This window comes from Nocardia brasiliensis NBRC 14402, assembly GCF_000308475.2.
Classification (GTDB): Bacteria; Actinomycetota; Actinomycetes; order Mycobacteriales; family Mycobacteriaceae; genus Nocardia; species Nocardia brasiliensis.
The window spans coordinates 43,842-60,791 of sequence record NZ_BAFT02000067.1 but is presented as its reverse complement, the minus strand read 5'-3'; the positions used below and the strand labels follow the sequence as shown (position 1 = coordinate 60,791).

General features: G+C 67.2%; 15 protein-coding genes. 7 read left to right on the top strand and 8 right to left on the bottom strand.

What is annotated here, in order from left to right:
- Positions 1–2,052: a phosphocholine-specific phospholipase C gene (locus tag TY25_RS24525; protein WP_081869078.1), complete on the bottom strand. Its 2,052-nt coding sequence runs from the start codon at positions 2,050–2,052 to the stop codon at positions 1–3.
- Between the two features lie 904 nt (positions 2,053–2,956).
- Between TY25_RS24525 and TY25_RS24520 the strand changes: the two genes are divergently transcribed.
- From TY25_RS24520 to TY25_RS24510, 3 genes are all read left to right on the top strand, one after another.
- Entirely contained in the window at positions 2,957–3,811 is an 855-nt protein-coding gene (locus tag TY25_RS24520; protein WP_201773697.1) for a ParB/RepB/Spo0J family partition protein, read from the top strand.
- 307 nt (positions 3,812–4,118) lie between these two features.
- Complete coding sequence (locus tag TY25_RS24515; protein WP_146154045.1) at positions 4,119–4,793, top strand: hypothetical protein; 675 nt, start codon at positions 4,119–4,121, stop codon at positions 4,791–4,793.
- 46 nt (positions 4,794–4,839) lie between these two features.
- Positions 4,840–6,393, top strand: a complete 1,554-nt coding sequence (locus tag TY25_RS24510; RefSeq protein WP_042259621.1) for a M1 family metallopeptidase — start codon at positions 4,840–4,842, stop codon at positions 6,391–6,393.
- A gap of 88 nt (positions 6,394–6,481) precedes the next feature.
- Here TY25_RS24510 and TY25_RS24505 read toward each other — a convergent pair whose 3' ends face one another.
- Both TY25_RS24505 and TY25_RS24500 read right to left on the bottom strand, forming a co-directional pair.
- Complete coding sequence (locus tag TY25_RS24505) at positions 6,482–6,823, bottom strand: hypothetical protein (RefSeq protein WP_043682741.1); 342 nt, start codon at positions 6,821–6,823, stop codon at positions 6,482–6,484.
- Positions 6,824–6,846: 23 nt separating this feature from the next.
- Positions 6,847–7,209 (bottom strand): MerR family transcriptional regulator, encoded by a 363-nt coding sequence (locus tag TY25_RS24500; protein ID WP_042259617.1) that lies wholly within the window; start codon positions 7,207–7,209, stop codon positions 6,847–6,849.
- Positions 7,210–7,259: 50 nt separating this feature from the next.
- Between TY25_RS24500 and TY25_RS24495 the strand changes: the two genes are divergently transcribed.
- Complete coding sequence (locus TY25_RS24495) at positions 7,260–7,898, top strand: NAD(P)H-dependent oxidoreductase (protein WP_042259615.1); 639 nt, start codon at positions 7,260–7,262, stop codon at positions 7,896–7,898.
- A 17-nt stretch (positions 7,899–7,915) separates the two neighbouring features.
- Here the strand turns inward: TY25_RS24495 and TY25_RS24490 are convergent, their stop codons facing one another.
- Positions 7,916–9,139, bottom strand: coding sequence for a cytochrome P450 family protein (locus tag TY25_RS24490; RefSeq protein ID WP_042259613.1), 1,224 nt, complete (start codon positions 9,137–9,139; stop codon positions 7,916–7,918).
- 188 nt (positions 9,140–9,327) lie between these two features.
- Entirely contained in the window at positions 9,328–10,164 is an 837-nt protein-coding gene (locus TY25_RS24485; protein ID WP_063602754.1) for an alpha/beta fold hydrolase, read from the bottom strand.
- Positions 10,165–10,492: 328 nt separating this feature from the next.
- Between TY25_RS24485 and TY25_RS24480 the strand changes: the two genes are divergently transcribed.
- On the top strand, positions 10,493–10,978 hold the full coding sequence (locus TY25_RS24480; RefSeq protein WP_081869076.1) for an HAD domain-containing protein: 486 nt from the start codon (positions 10,493–10,495) through the stop codon (positions 10,976–10,978).
- A 642-nt stretch (positions 10,979–11,620) separates the two neighbouring features.
- On the opposite strand, the gene ppnP is transcribed toward TY25_RS24480, so the two are convergent.
- Genes ppnP through TY25_RS24465 form a run of 3 tightly spaced genes read right to left on the bottom strand, consistent with a single transcriptional unit; the run spans position 11,621 to position 13,009 of the window.
- Positions 11,621–11,902, bottom strand: coding sequence for a pyrimidine/purine nucleoside phosphorylase (ppnP, locus tag TY25_RS24475; RefSeq protein WP_042259707.1), 282 nt, complete (start codon positions 11,900–11,902; stop codon positions 11,621–11,623).
- 38 nt (positions 11,903–11,940) lie between these two features.
- The gene (locus TY25_RS24470; protein ID WP_042259610.1) at positions 11,941–12,651 is read right to left on the bottom strand and encodes an MBL fold metallo-hydrolase; all 711 of its coding nucleotides are present in this window, start codon (positions 12,649–12,651) and stop codon (positions 11,941–11,943) included.
- A gap of 1 nt (position 12,652) precedes the next feature.
- Entirely contained in the window at positions 12,653–13,009 is a 357-nt protein-coding gene (locus TY25_RS24465) for a fumarylacetoacetate hydrolase family protein (RefSeq protein ID WP_342448142.1), read from the bottom strand.
- Between the two features lie 39 nt (positions 13,010–13,048).
- On the opposite strand from TY25_RS24465, the gene TY25_RS24460 reads away from it, so the two are divergent.
- Together TY25_RS24460 and TY25_RS24455 are read left to right on the top strand one after the other, a co-directional pair.
- Positions 13,049–13,501 carry a TetR-like C-terminal domain-containing protein gene (locus tag TY25_RS24460; RefSeq protein ID WP_236639142.1) on the top strand — a complete coding sequence of 151 codons (453 nt, stop codon included), beginning with the start codon at positions 13,049–13,051 and terminating at the stop codon, positions 13,499–13,501.
- Between the two features lie 405 nt (positions 13,502–13,906).
- Entirely contained in the window at positions 13,907–16,783 is a 2,877-nt protein-coding gene (locus TY25_RS24455; RefSeq protein ID WP_052383165.1) for a tetratricopeptide repeat protein, read from the top strand.
- Positions 16,784–16,950: the final 167 nt, after the last annotated feature.

The window sequence follows — 16,950 nt, the reverse complement described above, 5'->3', positions numbered from 1 at the left end:
TCAGCCGGTCACGCTCGGCTGTCCGTTCTCGATGTGCCCGCGGAAGTGGCGCTGATAGACCGGATCGATGTCCACGGTCAGCGACAGGTCGTACCAGCCCTTGCCGTAGGTCAGCGCGTTCCAGGTGTCTACGGTGGTTTTCCCCGGCGCGAGCTGGTAGGTCCACGGACCGTCGGTGCGGTAGCCGTTCGCCTGCACGGTGACGGTCGCCGTCGTATTTCCCTTGTTCGTCATCGATAGCTGCAACTTGTAGTCGGGAGTGTAAGCGGCGCTCACCTCCAGCGGGGAGGTCGAGGTACCGGCCAGCCGCCAGAGGAACCGGTTGGGTCCGTGCACCGCGACGCCGTATTTTTTGTCGGGATAGGCCGGGACGTTCCAGGTGTCGGTGACCGTCGTCCCCGCTTTCACGTCGTAACGCCACGGACCGTCGGTGCGGCCGTCGGCCCGATAGGCAGCCAGCTGCAGATCCGCGGTGCCGGTGTTACGGAACGCGGTGACGAGCGCGCCCTCGGGGGTGAGGGTGCCGTTGACCGCGGGCGCGTACGGCAGCGGGCGGGCCGGACGGGTGCCGGATTCCTGAGCCGGTGGGCGCTGACCGCCGGCCGGTGGCGGTGCGGGAGCGGGCAGCGTGCGCTGGGTGGCATCGGCCTGCGCGCGCAACGCGGTGGCGTCGGGCAGCATCGGGATGGTCGTGTCGGTCTTGCCGAAATCGAAACACCCGGTGAGATCGCCGCAGATCGAACGCCGCCAGGCCGAGATGTTCGGTTCGTTCACCCCGGTCCACTTCTCCAGAAACCGAATCACCGAGGTGTGGTCGTACACCTGCGAATTCACCCAGCCGCCGCGGCTCCACGGCGAGATGACCAGCATCGGCACCCGCGGGCCGAGGCCGATGGGCGCTCCGTTGACGTATTCGCCCGGGGTGTTCGGCGGCGCCATCGGCGGCGGCACATGGTCGAAGAAGCCGTCGTTCTCGTCGAAGTTGATCAGCACGGCGGTCGAGTTCCACAGCGTCTGGTTGGCCCACAACGCTTTCAACACCGCCGAGGTGTACGCGGCGCCGTCGACCGGACGCGCCGCCGGATGCTCGGAGTAGCCGTAAGGTGCGACCACCCAGGACACCTGCGGGAGCCTGTTAGCCTTACAGTCGGCCAGGAAGTCGGCGAGCACATGCTCGACGTTCTTGCCCTGACCGGAGTCCGGCTTCCAGTTCTGAGCGCCGAATACCTTTGCCCGCGAAGCGAGTTCGGCCTTGTTCGGATCGTGGTAAGCGTCGAACAGCCACAGCGGGTTGTCGCCGTAGTCGCCGACGAACGGGTGGCCGGAATCGTCGCCCACCTCGTCGTTGGCGTAGACCTTCCAGCTGATGCCCTTGTCCAGCAGGCGTTCCGGATAGGTCGTCCAGCGGTAGACGGGACGGTAGTCGGCGGGATTGCTGATCGCGGGTCCGCCGTTCTGTCCGGCCGGATCGATGGTGCCGGTCCAGTGGTAGAGCCGATTGGGCGTGGTCGGCCCGAGCACCGAACAATAGTAGTGGTCGCAGATCGTGTAGGCGTCGGCGAGCGCGCGATGGAACGGGATGTCCTCGGCGGTGAAGTAGCTCATCGCCATCTCCCCCTTCGCCGCGATCCAGCCGTCGCTCCACCCACCGCGCACCGCCCGATGCTGATCGTCCCAGCCGTGCGGCAGATCGCCCAGGTCTTGACCGTCGACCACCTTGGTGTCCACATGGAACGGCAACAGGTAGCCACCGTCGGTGCGGCCCGCATCGGGCTGGTGATAGATGTCGCGCCCGTCCGGCCCGGCCACGACCGAGGCGTCACCGAGGCCGCGCACACCGCGCATCGTGCCGAAATAATGATCGAACGAACGGTTCTCCTGCATCAGGATCACGACGTGCTCGACGTCGCCGATGGTGCCCTTCCGGTTCGGTGCGGCCATAGCCTCCAGCATTCCGGGTGGAAATGCCTGCAAACCGCCGGCCAACGCGGCGACGCCCAACGTACCGCCGAGGAAACGGCGTCTGGGAAAACCTGAATCCGACTGTGACACAACATTCCTCTCGATCAAACACGGGACCGGTGCGCGGGCAAAGGATGTTCGTCTACCGATGAGCTGATCGGCAGGTTGTCAGGCGCGAAAGAATGGCCCGTGAACATACCGTTACACGCAGCGAATGAGCGGAGGAAAAAATGCGGCGGACACCGCCGGAGTCGGTCGCCGACATATGAAGGAAGAATTGTCCGAATAGATGGAATCCGGTCCGATGATACGGATCCGGCACAGCGCACATTTTACCGTGGACCATGATTTCGCGCGGTTGATTCGCGCCGGAGCACATGCGAAGCTTTGGCCGACGGTGGTGCAGTAGTGTGGTTGTAGCGCTGGGCGTTTGCCGCACTACGGCTTATACGAGGACATGGCAACGAGCCGCATCACGGAAATCGCTGCTGATGAGGGCAATCGTCGGAAAACACGGCCAAGGAGCCCTCCGTCCGTCGCGCGGATGAGTAGGTCATCCGATGATAGGCGATCTGCCGCGCCACCGCAGATCAACTGGCAGACAAGCACATCGGAATCGCCCGGACATGACAGTTTCGATAGATGAACCTATGGTCCGGTGGCCTGTCCGCCGCCCGGGGGCCGGTCGCCGGAACTGGCGGTTTCCGGCGATCAGGGCTCTTCTCGGCCAATGAACACCATTCACTAAATAGCGCAAGTGCGCCATTCCGTGACGCGCCCGAACATCGCGATTGTATGAACGTTTGGACACCGTATCGTTGCCGTCTTGCTGCGAATGTGAAATATTGCTGTCCGCGCTACAAAGTCACCGTCTGCCCCGGCACAGCGCCGTGGCTCCTGCACCGATTCGTCCCGCCATCAGCGCTTCGGATCGACAGTGGCGGTGCGGAATTGCTACGGAATGTGATCTCGGCTTCGACGCAGGAGTACCGCCGTGAGTGAACACAGGTTGAACGTGGACAACGACGATACGAGAGTGGGGGTCACCGACGTAGTCGTAGAGATCCCCATCGAGTCCATAGACATCGGCGGCGCGCTGCGGGTACGGGCCGAGGACTCCGCGCACACGCAGGTGCTCGCGCAAACGGAGACCGAGCTGCCGCCGATTCTGGTGCATCGCGGCACGATGCGGCTCATCGACGGCGCTCATCGGCTACAGGCCGCAAAACTGAAGGGGGCCAGGGTTATCCGGGTGCGGTTCTTCGACGGCACGGAGGAGGAGGCGTTCGTACTCGCGGTGCAGGCCAACATCGCGCACGGACTGCCGCTGTCGGTGATCGACCGCAAAGCCGCTTCGCTGCGGATCATGCGGATGTATCCCCTGTGGTCGGATCGGAAGGTAGCCGAAGTGGCCGGGCTCGACCACAAGACGGTCGGCGCGGTGCGCAGACAATCGTCTGGGGATGTTCCCCAGACCGGACAGCGACTAGGCCGGGACGGCCGGATGCGCCGGGTGCGCCGCGCCGACGGAAACCGGCAGCGCCGCACCGAACCCTGCGACAGCCCCGCCGGCACGCACCGCCCCGCCGAGCCGGCCGCGGCACCGCGGGTGTGCCCCGCTTCGGTGTTGCAGAGCCTGCGCCGCGATCCGTCGTTGCGGCTCACCGAAACCGGGCGCACGCTACTGCGCTGGCTCGACGCCAGCCCGCGCACGCCGACCCAGTCCCTCGACCTGGCCGACCGCATCCCGGAGCACTGCCTGAATCTCATCCACGACATGGCCAGGCAGAACGCCGCGAATTGGCAGGATTTCGCCACGCGGATCGGCGATCGGTTGCAGTGCAAGTGAAGAGCGGCCCGATCGCGTAATCCCGGGCGGGACTTGCGAATCGAGCCTTGCATCCGGCGGCCTTGCGGGACGGGTGCTTCGGTACCGTGATCTCGTCGTTGCCGAGGTGAGTGGCGTTGGCGCGCAACGCGAATGCCACCCGCTTCGGCAGATGGGATTGCGGCACCGGAGACCGGCGCACCGCAACCTGCCGGCGTCCCGCCGTGCCACGATTCTTTCGCATTTTCCGGAATTCGCGCCGGAGCCATTTATCGAATGGCTCCCCAGTTATTCCCCACTCGAATGGCCACCTCGAATGTGGTTCTACTTGAGTATGAATTCCCGGCATCCCGACGGCACCGAGCTGGCGACCGTGCCCAAGACGGTGCTGACCGACCACCAGGGCATCGTCACGCAGGTGGTGCCGGACACCCCGCTACCGCCGCCGCCGGGCGTGCCGGCCGAGGCCACGGCCGTCGCGGCGGCGTGGGCGGACAGCATCCGGCAGCTTTTCGGCGCCGGGTCGGTCGGGGTACTCGTGGTCGACGCGGTCTTCGCGATCGGCGAGGGCGCCACCGTCCGGCTGCGACAGGAGATCGACTCGATCCGGGTGTACGGCGCCTCGGTCGCGCAGTCCCTCGATGCCGCCGGTGCACTGCTCTCGGTGACCGGCGCCTTGGCGCAGCAGTCGCGCGGGGCGTTCCCGCCGGGTGCGGCAGCGGCGCCGCCCGACGCCGCGCGCACGGCCCGGCAGGTGCTGGCGAGCCGGGCGAACGCGCCGATCGAGCAGTTCACCGCGGGGACCGCGATACCCGTCTGGTACGACCCGAAGCTGGCCGCCCAGGACGACGCCCCGAGCGTGGCCGTCCCCGCCTACCTGGTCGAGGTCAACGGCGACGGGCACGGTAGGCAAGCCGAACTCTGGGTGGTGTTCGTCGACGCGACCGACACCGGCCGGGTGCTCGACAGCTGGAGCGAGACCAAGCACTTCGACCACCACTGAACCATCTCGTCCGGCAATCCCTCCTCTACCGAAATGGTCGTGCCCCATGCGAATTCGACAACTATCGGGTGAGTACCACCCGATCCCCGCGGTCCTGCGTTCCCGCCCCGCGGTCGTGTCCGTGGCGGCCGTCGCGGCCGTCCTCGTGGCAGGGGCACCCGCGGCGGCCGACCCCGCGCCGCCGGTGGCCGGCGAAACGGCCGCTGCCGCAGGGACTCCGGGATCGGACGGCCTGGGCGATCCGTACTACCCGAAGGACGGCAACGGCGGGTACGACGCGATCGACTACGACGTCGCCATCGATTACAACCCGTCGAGTCATCGACTGGTGGGCAAGACCAAGGTCACCGCCAAGGCCACCCAGGCCCTGTCCGCGTTCAACCTCGATTTCGCCGGTCCCGCAGTCGGTTCCGTCACCGTCAACGGTCAAGCCGCCGGCTTCAAGCGGGCAGGCGAGCACGAACTGGTCGTGACGCCGAAGGCAGAGCTGCCGGTCGGGCAGTCGTTCACGGTGGTGGTCGACTACGCGGGCACCGCACCGGATACCAAAGGCAACGGCTGGACCTACTCGCCGAGTGGGGGCGCCTTCGCCGCGGGCGAGCCACACTCCGCGACCACCTGGTTCCCGCTGAACGACACCCCGTTGGACAAGTCGACCATCACCGTGCGCGCCACCGTGCCGACCGGCTGGGACGTGGCCTCGAACGGTCTGCGCACCTCGGACACACCCGCCGGCACGGGCAAGCACACCGTCACCTGGCAGGCGAAGGACCCGATCATCGGGTACCTGACCACGATCGCCATCGAGAAGTTCACCCGGCTGAGCCAGACCCTTTCGGGCAGAACACCATTGGAGAGCTTCTTCGCGCCGTCGGCGAAGAACAAGCAGGACCTGGAGAAGAAGCTGCCCGCGGTGCTCGGCTTCGCCGAACAGCTCTACGGCCCGTACCCGTTCGAATCCGGGGGCGGCATCTACGTGGACACCAACCTGCAGTTCTCGCTGGAGACCCAGACCCGGCCGATCTACGCGCCGTGGACCGACCTGAACACGGTGGTCCACGAGAACGCCCACCAGTGGTGGGGTGATTCGGTATCGATCAAGGACTGGCGCGACGTCTGCCTGAACGAGTGCTTCGCCAGCTACACCGCCGACATCCTGTGGCCGGAACGGATCGACCACCGCAACGCTGATCAGATCTACCGCAGGGCGCTCGCCAGTGCCGATCAGCAGAACGTCTGGGCGACACCGCTGTACGACCCCGGCAAGGGCCGGGAGTTCACCACCGTGTACACCCGCGGCCCGCTGTTCCTGCACGCGCTGCGCCGCGCCATCGGCGACGACGTCTTCTTCACCGCCGTCCGCGACTTCGCGCAGAGCCATCGGCACGGCAACGCGTCGATCCCGGAACTCCGCCAGTTCTTCCAGTCCCGGACGCAGCAGAATCTGACCGGGTTCTTCGACGCCTGGCTGAACGGGAAGAAGCGACCCGCCGCCGAATATCTCTACCCGGGCAGCCTCGGCAGCCAGGGTCTGCAAGAGAGCCCCGAAGCGCCCGATCCTGCCGGGGATCGGCCCTTCGGACTCGGGGACCGGAAGTGACACTGCCCTAACCGCCGGCTGTCACCTCAACCCCGAAAAGGCAGGCCAGAGTGGGAGATTCCCGCTCTGGCCTGCTGGCCGCGACAGCTCAGCCGGTGGTGATGCCGGTCGAGAACTTCACCACGACTTTGTCATTGGTGACCTCCTGCACCGTGGCGCTCAAGCCGTCGGCCGGCTGGGTCTCACCGAGCGGCACGCTCGTCTCCTGACCCGCGACGCGCAGGGTGACCGTATTGCCGTTGACGGCAACCAGTTCCGCGTCGACGCCGAGAATGCTGGCCTTGGCGTTCACGCCGCGCGCGAACGTCACGGTGCAGCCGGAGGGTTTGCATTCGGTCTTGGTGCCCGGTCCCTCCGCGGTGCAGGCGGCCACGCCGAACGGGGCGAGCAGAGCGAACATGGATACCGCGAGTAGCTGTCGTACAGGCACGCCGCCAGTGTAGGTCGTGCAGGTCACCGACCGGCTGCGATATCCGCGCGGAGTTTGCCGAGGCTGGCGCGTTCGGCGAGCAGCCGGTCGATGCCCGCGTCCAGTTGCCTGCTGCGTTCGTCGAGTTGGGCCAGCACCGCGGCACGGTCGTCATCGGTCGCGGTCTGCGGTGCCGTGCAGGCGATATGGATCAGCTCGGCGGCCTCGGCCAGCGACAGACCCGAACCGAGCAGACAGCGGATATCGTGCACGGTCTTGATGTCCTCGGGCCGGTAGTGCCGATAGCCGTTGGGGTCGCGGTCGGGCGTCAGGACGCCCGCGTTCTCGTAGTGCCGCAGCATGCGCGGACTCGCGCCGGTGGCTTCGGCCAGATCGCTGATCCGCACCCGACTCGCTCCTTGACATTGACGTTGATGTCATACTTTACCTTCGCCGTATGACGAACGCATCGAGCCGACCGAACGTCCTGCTCGTGGTCGCGCACCCTGATCACGATTCGGCCACCTGGGCCATCACCCGTGCCGTCGAACAAGGCATACAGGCCGGCGGCACCGCCGATGTCGTGACGCACGATCTGACGGCGACCGGCTTCGATCCGGTCTTCACCGCGGCCGACCTCGCGGTGCATCGACTCCGCGGCGAGGTCCCCGCCGACGTGCGGCGCGAACAAGAGCTGATCGAATCCGCGGACGTCGTCGCGCTGTTGTTCCCGGTGTACTGGTGGTCCCTGCCCGCCCTGGCGAAGGGCTGGATCGATCGCGTGTTCAGCCGCCGCTGGGCTTACGAGAACCCCGCGACCGAAAGCGGCAGTGCCGTCGACGAATTGCACTTCCTCGCGATCGCGGGCGTAGGCGAAGGCACCTACGAACGCCGCGGCTACCGGGAGGCGGCGGAACTGCAACTGCGCCACGGCATCGCCGGATATTCGCAGATCGCCACGTCCACACTGCAATTCCTCTACGGCAGCGAGACCGACGACCCGCAGACCCACCAGGAACTCGCGGCACAGGGCTACAAACTCGGCGCCGACCTCGCCCACCGGGCCCAATCAGCGTTCGACCTGAAGCTGAAATGAGTTGCGGGCGTAGGCACCTAGCCGTGTAGTCGCACGGGTAGGGCTTCGAGGCCGCGGATGAGCAGGCTGGGTTGCCAGCGGAGTTCGGACTCGTCGACGGCCAGCTTCATGTTCGGGAATCGTTGCAGCAGAGCGGTGAACGCGATCTCCGCTTCGAGCCGGGCCAGGGGCGCGCCGACGCAGAAGTGGATGCCGTGGCCGAAAGCCAGGTGTCCGGCCGTCTCCCCGGTCACGTCCACCTGTTCGGGGTCGGCGAACCTGGCCGGATCCCGGTTCGCGGCGTTGAGCGAGACATAGACGAATTCGCCCGCGGGAATCTCCGTGTCGCCGACCACCATCGGTTCGGCGGTGTAGCGCACCGTGGCCCAGTCGACCGGGCCCTCGAACCGGAGGAACTCCTCCACCGCCGCCGGGATCCCCGCCGGGTCGGTACGCAACGCGTGGAACTGGGATTCGTTGCGCAGCAACGAATATGTACCATTGCTGATGAGGTTCACGGTGGTCTCATGGCCGGCGATCAGCAGCAGGAAAACCATGGAGACCACCTCCTCGTCGGACATCCGGTCGCCGTCGGCCCGGGTCTGCACCAAACCGGAGAGCAGGTCCTCGCCCGGCTCCGCGCGCTTGGCCTGCGCCAGTTCGCGCAGGTACGGCGCGATCTCGGCGGCACAGCGCCGGCGTTCCTCGAGCGCGCCGATCGCGCCGACCAGAACCTTTGTCCAGTACTGGAAGGTCTCCCGATCCGCGAACGGCACGCCGAGCAGTTCACAGATCACCGTGACCGGCAGCGGCGTCGCGAAGACCTCCAGCAGATCGACCTCGTCCTGGTCGGCCATTTCGTCGAGCAACGCCGCGGTGATCTGTTCCAGCCAGGGCCGCATCGCGGCCACCCGCCGCCCGGTGAAGGTCTTGTTCACCATCTTGCGCAGGCGCGTGTGGTCGGGCGGATCGGAGTTCAGCATGTGCGAACTCAGCATGAGCAGATCGCCGTTCAATGTCAGGTCGGGTGTCTTGCGGCGTTGCACCTCGACGACACCGGCCAGGCTCTTGTGCAGCCGCACGTCGGCCAGCGCGGCGCGCGCCTCGGCATACCGGACGATCAGCCACACCGGCATTCCGGTCGGAAAACGCACCTTGACCACCGGCCCGCGCTCGCGCCAGCGCTGGTAGTAGGTGTGCGGATCGGTGTAGAAATCCGCGCCGATGACCTCGATCCGGTCCTGCGCCTCGATATCGACCATGATGCCTCCCCACTCCGCGAACCGGTCCGGCCGAGCCGATGGGGCTACCGGCCTGCCCCATCACAACCACCGTACCGAGCCCCCGCCCGCGCCGATTGCGTTGTCGGTCAGCCGAATGCGGCGCGAGGCACCGGATCGAGCCCGCCGGCGCACGGCGAGCGTTGCGGTCTCGACAGGGCTCGCCGCGCTCAGACCTCGGCGGCCGCGGTTTCGATCAGGTCGACGACGGCCTGCGGCTGGGACAATGCGATCGCGTGACTGCCTGGGCTTTCCACGACGGTCGACTTCATCCGCGCGGCCATCTCCCGCTGACCGGCGGGCGGGATCATCCGATCGTCTGCGGCAACGAGGGTCCAGCTCGGCAGGGTCTTCCAGGCGGGCTCGGCGGACTTGTCGGTGAACGAGGCCACCGCGATCGGGCGCTGCCCGGCCGCCAGGATCGCCGCCTCGCCGGCGGGCAGGTCCTGCGCGAAGAACTCACCGAACTTGTCCGGCGCGATGCTCAGCTCGGGCGCGCTGCCCTTTCCGTCCGGCAGCGGGTACTCGTGCGGCGCCGTGATTTTGGTGGCCGGGCCGCCGAATCGGCCGTCGAGTTCGCCGAGGCTCTCGCCCTGGTCCGGGGCGAACGCCGCGATGTAGACCAGGCCCGCCGCCTTGGGCGAACCGGTTGCGGCATTGGTGATCACGGCGCCACCGTAGGAGTGGCCGACCACGATGGTCTTGCCCGGCATGCCGTCCAGGATGCCGCGGATGTATCCGGCGTCGTAGGTGAGTCCGCGCAGCGGAACGGCGGCGGAGGTCACCTGATAGCCGTCGCGCTGGAGCCGTTCGGCCACCTTGCTCCAGCTGGAACCGTCGGCGAACGCCCCGTGCACGAGCAGCACCGCCGGCTTGACCGCCGGGGTCTCGGCAGGCGCTTTGTCCTCGGCAGCCGCCGAACAAGCTGTCACCGCCAGGCTCGACACGACTGCCATGGTGATCAGCACGGTGCGGCCGAACCCGGACCACTGACGTACATAACTCATTCTCGGACTTGCCTTTCTGCTGAATCCATCGGTCGAGATACCGAATCGCCTTGCCGCCGCGCAGCAACGACATCACGGTGTCTCGGCACCCGGCACAGATGATGCAGACGTAGGCTCACCACCCACTGAACGGTTCCTGAACGAGCTGTTCAACAGGGGTATTCGGAACGAGTCGGCTCAGCTGGGCGAGCAGGCGACGTCGCCCGCGGGCAATGTTCCGTCGACCAGATAGGCGGCGGCGAGCGCCCGCGCACAACCGCTGGTGCCGCGGATCGAGATCTAGTTCGGGCCATGGGCGTTGTCCATCGGGAGCGCTAGGGTGCGAGCGGTGGATGCACTGCTGTTCCTCGACGTCGACGGGCCGCTGATTCCGTTCGGCGGGACCGACGGTCCGGCGCGTCCGGAGTTACCCGACTCGAATCCCTTACTGGCACGGCTCGATTCCGAACTCGGGCCACTCCTGGCCGCGCTGCCGTGCCAGGTGGTTTGGGCCACCACCTGGATGCACGAGGCGAACACCACGCTGAGCCCGATCCTCGGCCTGCCGGAACTCACCGTGCTGGAGTGGCCGACGGCTCCGGACGATCGCGTCGACCGATGGTTCGGATTACACTGGAAAACCCGCGCTTTGGTCGACTGGGCGGCCGGGCGACCGTTCATCTGGGTCGACGACGAGATCACCCGCACTGACCGGGACTGGGTGGCGGCCGAATACCACGGCAGCGCGCTGCTGCACCGCGTCGATCCGCGGAAAGGATTGCAGCGCAGCGACTTCAAGGTATTCGATGCGTGGTTCGCCGCCCACCCGGACTGATCGGCGGCTTGGCTCTGTCTCGAAGTCCTATGCGCGCCTGCCCAGTTCGGTATACCTGCCGCGGGAGTTACCGGGATAGTGCTGAGCACGTCGTGTGCCGTACCCGGCTTTAGGCGCACGTCAGGTGTATGAGGCAGGTTCCAGCGTGGTCATCTGGCTGTGGTGGCGTCTCGAGCGGCTTGGGAAAGAAAGGCGGTTGGGGAGCGGACCGGTTGGCCTGGACCAAGCGACAGATAGGTTCAAGGTCACAAAGGTTTCCTACTGCTCACAGGGGCTGTAGTTGCTGTGAACCGTATGGAAGGTCTGTGACCCCGCGACTCACCCAGCAAAACACGCCGAGCCACAACCCCACCCACCCGAAACCGCTGTTTACCTCGTCAAGGAACTCTCGAAAACAGCACCACAGCCAGATGACCACGCCGGAACTCCACCTTCACGCACCCGACATGCGCCTAAAGCCGGGAACCCCACCTGACGCGCCCAGCACCATCCACGTAACTCCCGCGGCAGGCACACCAACCTGAGCAAGTCACACTTCGGCAGCCAGCCGACAAGCCCGAACGCAAGCAAACCAAGCGACAGATAGGCCCGTGTCGACACGCGAAAGCCGCACATCTGCACCAAGAAGCGGGAGCGGCTACGTCAGCGGTACTCGCACAGATACGCCGTATCGACCGCCACCTGGACGTCGAACTTGCTGTCTGCGGGCACCTCGAACCGCTCACCGGCCGAGTAGGTCACGAACTCGTCGGCGCCGGGCAGCTTGACGGTCAACGCGCCCGAAACCACGTGCATGATCTCCCGCTGCGCGGTCCCGAACTGGTACTCCCCAGCCGCCATCACTCCGATGGTCGCGGGCCCGTCCGCCGCCTCGAACGCCAGCGACTTGACCGTGCCGTCGAAGTACTCGTTGACCTTGAACACCCACACTCCTCGATTTCGATGAACGGCCAGATTACCGGCTAGGCGGCACCCGGCTTCTCGGGCTCACCGTGACCGGGGACGATCAGGCGGGGCGCGGGGTCGAGCAGGGATTGCGCCGTGCGGCGGGTGAGGTCTTCGTCGTGGTTGAAGACGGTGGGCAGCAGCTGCGGGCCGACGGTGGCGAGCAGCGGGTGGCCGGTGACGAGGGCGTCGCCGCTGAACAGGATCTGCTGATCGGGCAGCAAGTAGGCGGTGTGTCCGGTGGTGTGACCCGGCGTCGGTACGGCGGTGAACCCACCCGGCAGTGCGCGCAGGGTGTCGTCGTCGTAGGCGGTGGCGGTCGGAACTTTCATTTTGATGTGCCCGACCACCGCCCGCACGGTCTGCGCGACCCAGCGTGGCCCGCCCGGCGCGCGCAACAGACCGACCATCTCGACCGGCGTGACCTGCTCCAGGTACTCACGCCGCGCATGCGCCGCTTCCGCCGCACCGGTGTACACGGGGACGCCCGTGCGACGCACCAGCGCCGGAATCGCGCCGATGTGGTCGAGATGTGCGTGCGTGACCAGGACCGCCGCCAGATCGCCGAGGTCGTGGCCGATCTGCCGAATGGAGTCGAGCACGTCGTCGGTATCCCGCGGGTACCCGGCGTCGACGAGGGTGACGCCGGAGCCGTCGGTCACCAACGACCAGTTGACGTTGGTACCCGCCACGACGTAGACGGAGTCGGCAACCTGTGTGATGCGCATATCAGTGGTTCGCCTCTCCGATGTGATGTTCGATCACGCCGACCTCATCGATCTCCAGGCGCAGCCGGTCGCCCGGTCGCAGCCACTGTCCCAGTTCCATGCCGCTGCCTCCGGGTAGCGTCCCCGTCGCGATCAGTTCTCCCGGGAAGAGTTGCTCGTCCCTCGAGGCGTGCGCGATGGCTTCGGGCACCGAGTATCGCATGGCGCGAGTGCTCGTGCGCGCCACGGTTTTCCCGTTGACCTGCACACTCGCGGTCAGGTCAGCGATGCGGTCGAGCACGGTGGCGTCGGTCACCGCGATATCGGACATCGAGGTGCGGAAGTGTTTGGATTTCTGCGGGCCGAAACCGGAGCGCATTAGCGAGTCGGCATCCCCGATATCGCCCGGCGCGCCGCGGTGCGCGACTCCTCGATCTACCGACGCTGGGGCACCCGGGAGAACTTGATCGTGGAGGCCTTGCTCGCCTACAGCGAGGAGACGTTGCCGCCGCCGGACACCGGCACCCTGCACGGCGACCTGACCGCTTTCGCCATCGAACTCGCCGACTACCTCGCCACCCCGCTCGGCGGCGCACTCGCCAGATCCATGGCCTTGATCAGCGACTCCCCCGAAATCGAAGCCGCCCGAAACACCTTCTGGGCGAACAGATTCAGCAAGATCCGCCCCCTCATCACCCGCGCCGTCGACCGCGGCGAACTCCCCGCCGGCACCGACGCCCGCCAAGCCCTCGAACTACTCATCGCCCCCCTCCACTTCCGCGCCCTGCTCACCCGCACCCCCACCACCCCCGCCGACGCCCACCGACTGGCCACCTTGGTAACCCGCGCCCTCCAGACCCAAGACCGGTAATAGCCCGCAGCGGTGGGCTGTCCCGGCGGCGACTTCGGTAAGCCGAGCCCTACTGAACTCGGACCGAAACGTCTGGTCCCGGAACGCGGGCCGCGCGCCGGCCGGACCGGCGGCTCCCACCGTGGCGACCGCGACGGCGATGCTCACTACCACCGCGAGGGCGTACCGGTCAGTGCACGAGATCGATGCACGAACGTTTCTCCTGTCACCGTTTGTCGACGGTCCGGTCCGCCGGATAACCGCAGGTGCCCGGCGAAATTGTATTCGAACTCCACTTCGCCGGAGGAAGACGCGCGCGACCGCCGGCGGCGGTGACCCCTATCGTCTGTTGGTGTGCACGCCATGATTAGTGAGACCGGTCGGAACGGAGGTCGTGACGAAGACGCATCACCCCGGGCGCTCTTCGTGACCAGGTTGGCGCACTTGTGGGAAGCCGCAGGCAATCCCACCTTGCAGCGGGTCGCGACCGCGACCGAAGCCCGGTTGAAAGCCGCTCGCGCGACGGCACCCGGTCAGCGGCCCTCGATGCAGCGCATCAGCGACTGGCGGACCGGACGCAATGTGCCCTCTCGTTTCGAATCGCTGGATCCGGTGCTGGTCACGTTGATTTCACTGGCCCGGCAGACCGCCGGCCCCCTACCGCCGGACCTGTCGAACCGATCGGCCTGGCGGCGGCTGTGGAAAGCGGCCAGCACGCAGCCGGTGCGCCCTACCGTGCTGACTACGCTGCGCCGCGACGTCCCTACGTTCGTCGGGCGCGATGCCGAGGTGCAGCGGATCCTGGACGCCGCGGGACCGAATCGGGTCGTGTCCATCCACACCGTCGACGGCATGCCGGGCGTCGGGAAAACCGCGCTGGTCGTCCGAGCGGCGCACCTGCTGTCGGACCGGTTTCCGGACGGCAGGTTCTTCGTCGAGCTGAATTCGCACACTCCCGGTCAGGTGCCCGCCGATCCGGCGGCCGTGCTGGCCACCCTGCTCACCGGTCTCGGCATCGCCCCGGGGCATATTCCGGACTCCCTCGACGCGCGGCGCGACCTGTGGCGCGACCGGGTCGCCGGTAAGCGCATGCTGCTGGTCCTCGACGACGCCCGCGACCACGCTCAGATCGAACCCCTGCTGCCCGCGGGGCCCGAATGCCTCACCTTGATCACCAGCCGCCGCCGGCTCGTCGCGCTGGACAGCGCGCTCCCGCTACCGCTGGGCACCCTGGAACCGGACAGTGCGATCGACCTGTTCTGCCGTCTGGCACAACGGAATCCGACGGGCGACGAGCTCGCGGCCGTCGCCGAGATCGTCCGGTTGTGCGGCTACCTGCCGCTGGCGATCGTGCTGCTGGCCGGTCGCCTCGCCCATCATCCGGCGTGGACGCTGGCCGGTCTGGCCGCGGAGTTCCGCACCGCACAGGATCGGCTCGGTGAACTCGACGCCGGTCAGCGCGCGGTGCGCGCCGCGTTCACCGCCTCGTACGAGAGCCTGCCGCCGGCCCGGCGACAACTGTTCCGCAGGCTGGGACTGCACCCCGGCCCCGATTTCGATCCCTACGCCGTCGCTGCCCTGCACGGCAGTTCGCTCGCCGAGGCGCGCGCCGAACTCGAGGCGCTGTTTACCTGCCATCTCGTCGAGGAGACGACACCCGGCCGCTACTGCCTGCACGATCTGGTGCGCGAATACGCTCGCGCCCTTGCGGTTTCGTCCGGCGACGACGCCGATGCGATGCACCGACTGCTCGACTACTACCGGACTGCCGCCGCAGCCGCGGACCACTGGCTCACCCGCAGGCCGTGCCGTGACCGCGCCGACAACGCCTGTGCCATACCCGAATTCGACAACGAGATGCCCGCGCTGGCGTGGCTGCGGCAGGAGCGGGCCAACCTGCTCGCCTGCCTCGACCACACCGCCGATCGCGATCCCGCGCGCATGGTCGGACTGACCGAAGTGCTGGCGGAATTGTTGGAGCGCGAAGGTCCGTGGCCATCGGCGCGGCAGTTGCACCAGCGCGCCGCCGCGGCCGCGGGCCGGCTGGGTAACCGGCTCGGCCGCGCCGACGCGCTCACCAACCTCGGCACGCTCGAATGGCAGACCGGGAATTACGACGAAGCCTCGGACCTGCTCCGGCAAGCCTTGGTTTTGTATCGGGAGACGGGTTACGCGCTCGGTGCGGCGGACGCGCTGCGCAACCTCGGCATCGTGCAGTGGCAGACCGGCAACTACGACCGGACGGCCGATCTGTTCCGGCAGGCCCTCACCCTGTATCAGGAAGCGGGCTACCCGCTCGGCGAGGCCAACACCCTGGCCGGCCTCGGCGGCGTCCGCCGCGACAACGGCGACTACGAACAAGCCACCCACCTGCTCGAACAAGCTCTGGATCTGTACCGGGACATCGGCTTTCCCCTCGGCGAAGCCAACACCCTCGCCAGCCTCGGCGGCGTCCGCCGCGACAACGGCGACTACGAACAAGCCACCCACCTGCTCGAACAGGCACTGGCCCTGTTCCAGGAGGCGGGCTATCCGCTCGGCGAAGCCAACGCGCTCGGCTTCCTCGGCAGCGTGCGCCGCGAGATCGGGGACTATCGGCAGGCCGCGGACCTGTTTCGGCACGCGACAACACTGTTCCAGGAGATCGGCCATCGCCGCGGCGAAGCCAACGCCCTCGGCAACCTCGGTCTCGTCCACCGCGACACCGGCGAGCATGCGCAGGCCACCGCAGTGCTGCAGCAGGCGCTGGTCGTGTCCCGCGAAATCGGCCACCGCATCGGCGAAGCCGTGAACCTCAACTATCTGGCCACGGTGCACCGGGAAACCGGGAACTACGAGCAGGCGGCAGCCCGCTCCCGGCAAGCCTTGATCGTGTTCCGGGACACCGGCTATCGCATCGGTGAAGCCGAGGCGCTCGCCAATCTCGGTCTCGTGCACCGCGACACCGGCGATCACCCGCGGGCCGCCGAACTCTCCCGGCAAGCCCTTACCCTGTTCCGTCAGATCGGTTACCGCGCCAAAGAAGCCGAGGCACTGAACAACACCGCGAAGGTGCTGCTGACGTCTGGAGCGCCTGCCGATGCGCTGACGATGTTCGTCGAAGCGCTGACCGTGGCTCGTGCCATCGATTGCGACATCCAGCAGGCGCACGCCCTGGCCGGGACCGCTCGCTGCCACACCGCCCTGGGCGACACCACCACCGCGGCGACACTGCTGCGCCAGGCGATCGATATCTACCGTCGCCTCGGTGCGCACGAAACCGAAGCCGCGGCAACCCATCTCGCCACGCTCCGCCCTGTGTAGTTCAGAAACGCCGCTGGTCCCCTCCACCTGCGGCGCCTCGATCACCGACCCCTGCTCCTCGCCGGTGACGTTGTCATCATCACCGCGGGTGGCGCGGTCCGGCCAAGGCCGGGAGCCCGCTTGCTTGCCGAAACAGCAGCTCAGCGTAGGTAGATCGAAATTCCGGT

Bases quoted from the DNA above. Each gene is read 5' to 3' on its own strand.
- TY25_RS24510 (WP_042259621.1), top strand. From the start codon at position 4,840: ATGCGAATTCGACAACTATCGGGTGAGTACCACCCGATCCCCGCGGTC.
- TY25_RS24495 (WP_042259615.1), top strand. From the start codon at position 7,260: ATGACGAACGCATCGAGCCGACCGAACGTCCTGCTCGTGGTCGCGCAC.
- TY25_RS24490 (WP_042259613.1), bottom strand. From the start codon at position 9,139: ATGGTCGATATCGAGGCGCAGGACCGGATCGAGGTCATCGGCGCGGAT.
- TY25_RS24485 (WP_063602754.1), bottom strand. From the start codon at position 10,164: ATGAGTTATGTACGTCAGTGGTCCGGGTTCGGCCGCACCGTGCTGATC.
- TY25_RS24470 (WP_042259610.1), bottom strand. From the start codon at position 12,651: ATGCGCATCACACAGGTTGCCGACTCCGTCTACGTCGTGGCGGGTACC.
- TY25_RS24465 (WP_342448142.1), bottom strand. From the start codon at position 13,009: ATGCGCTCCGGTTTCGGCCCGCAGAAATCCAAACACTTCCGCACCTCG.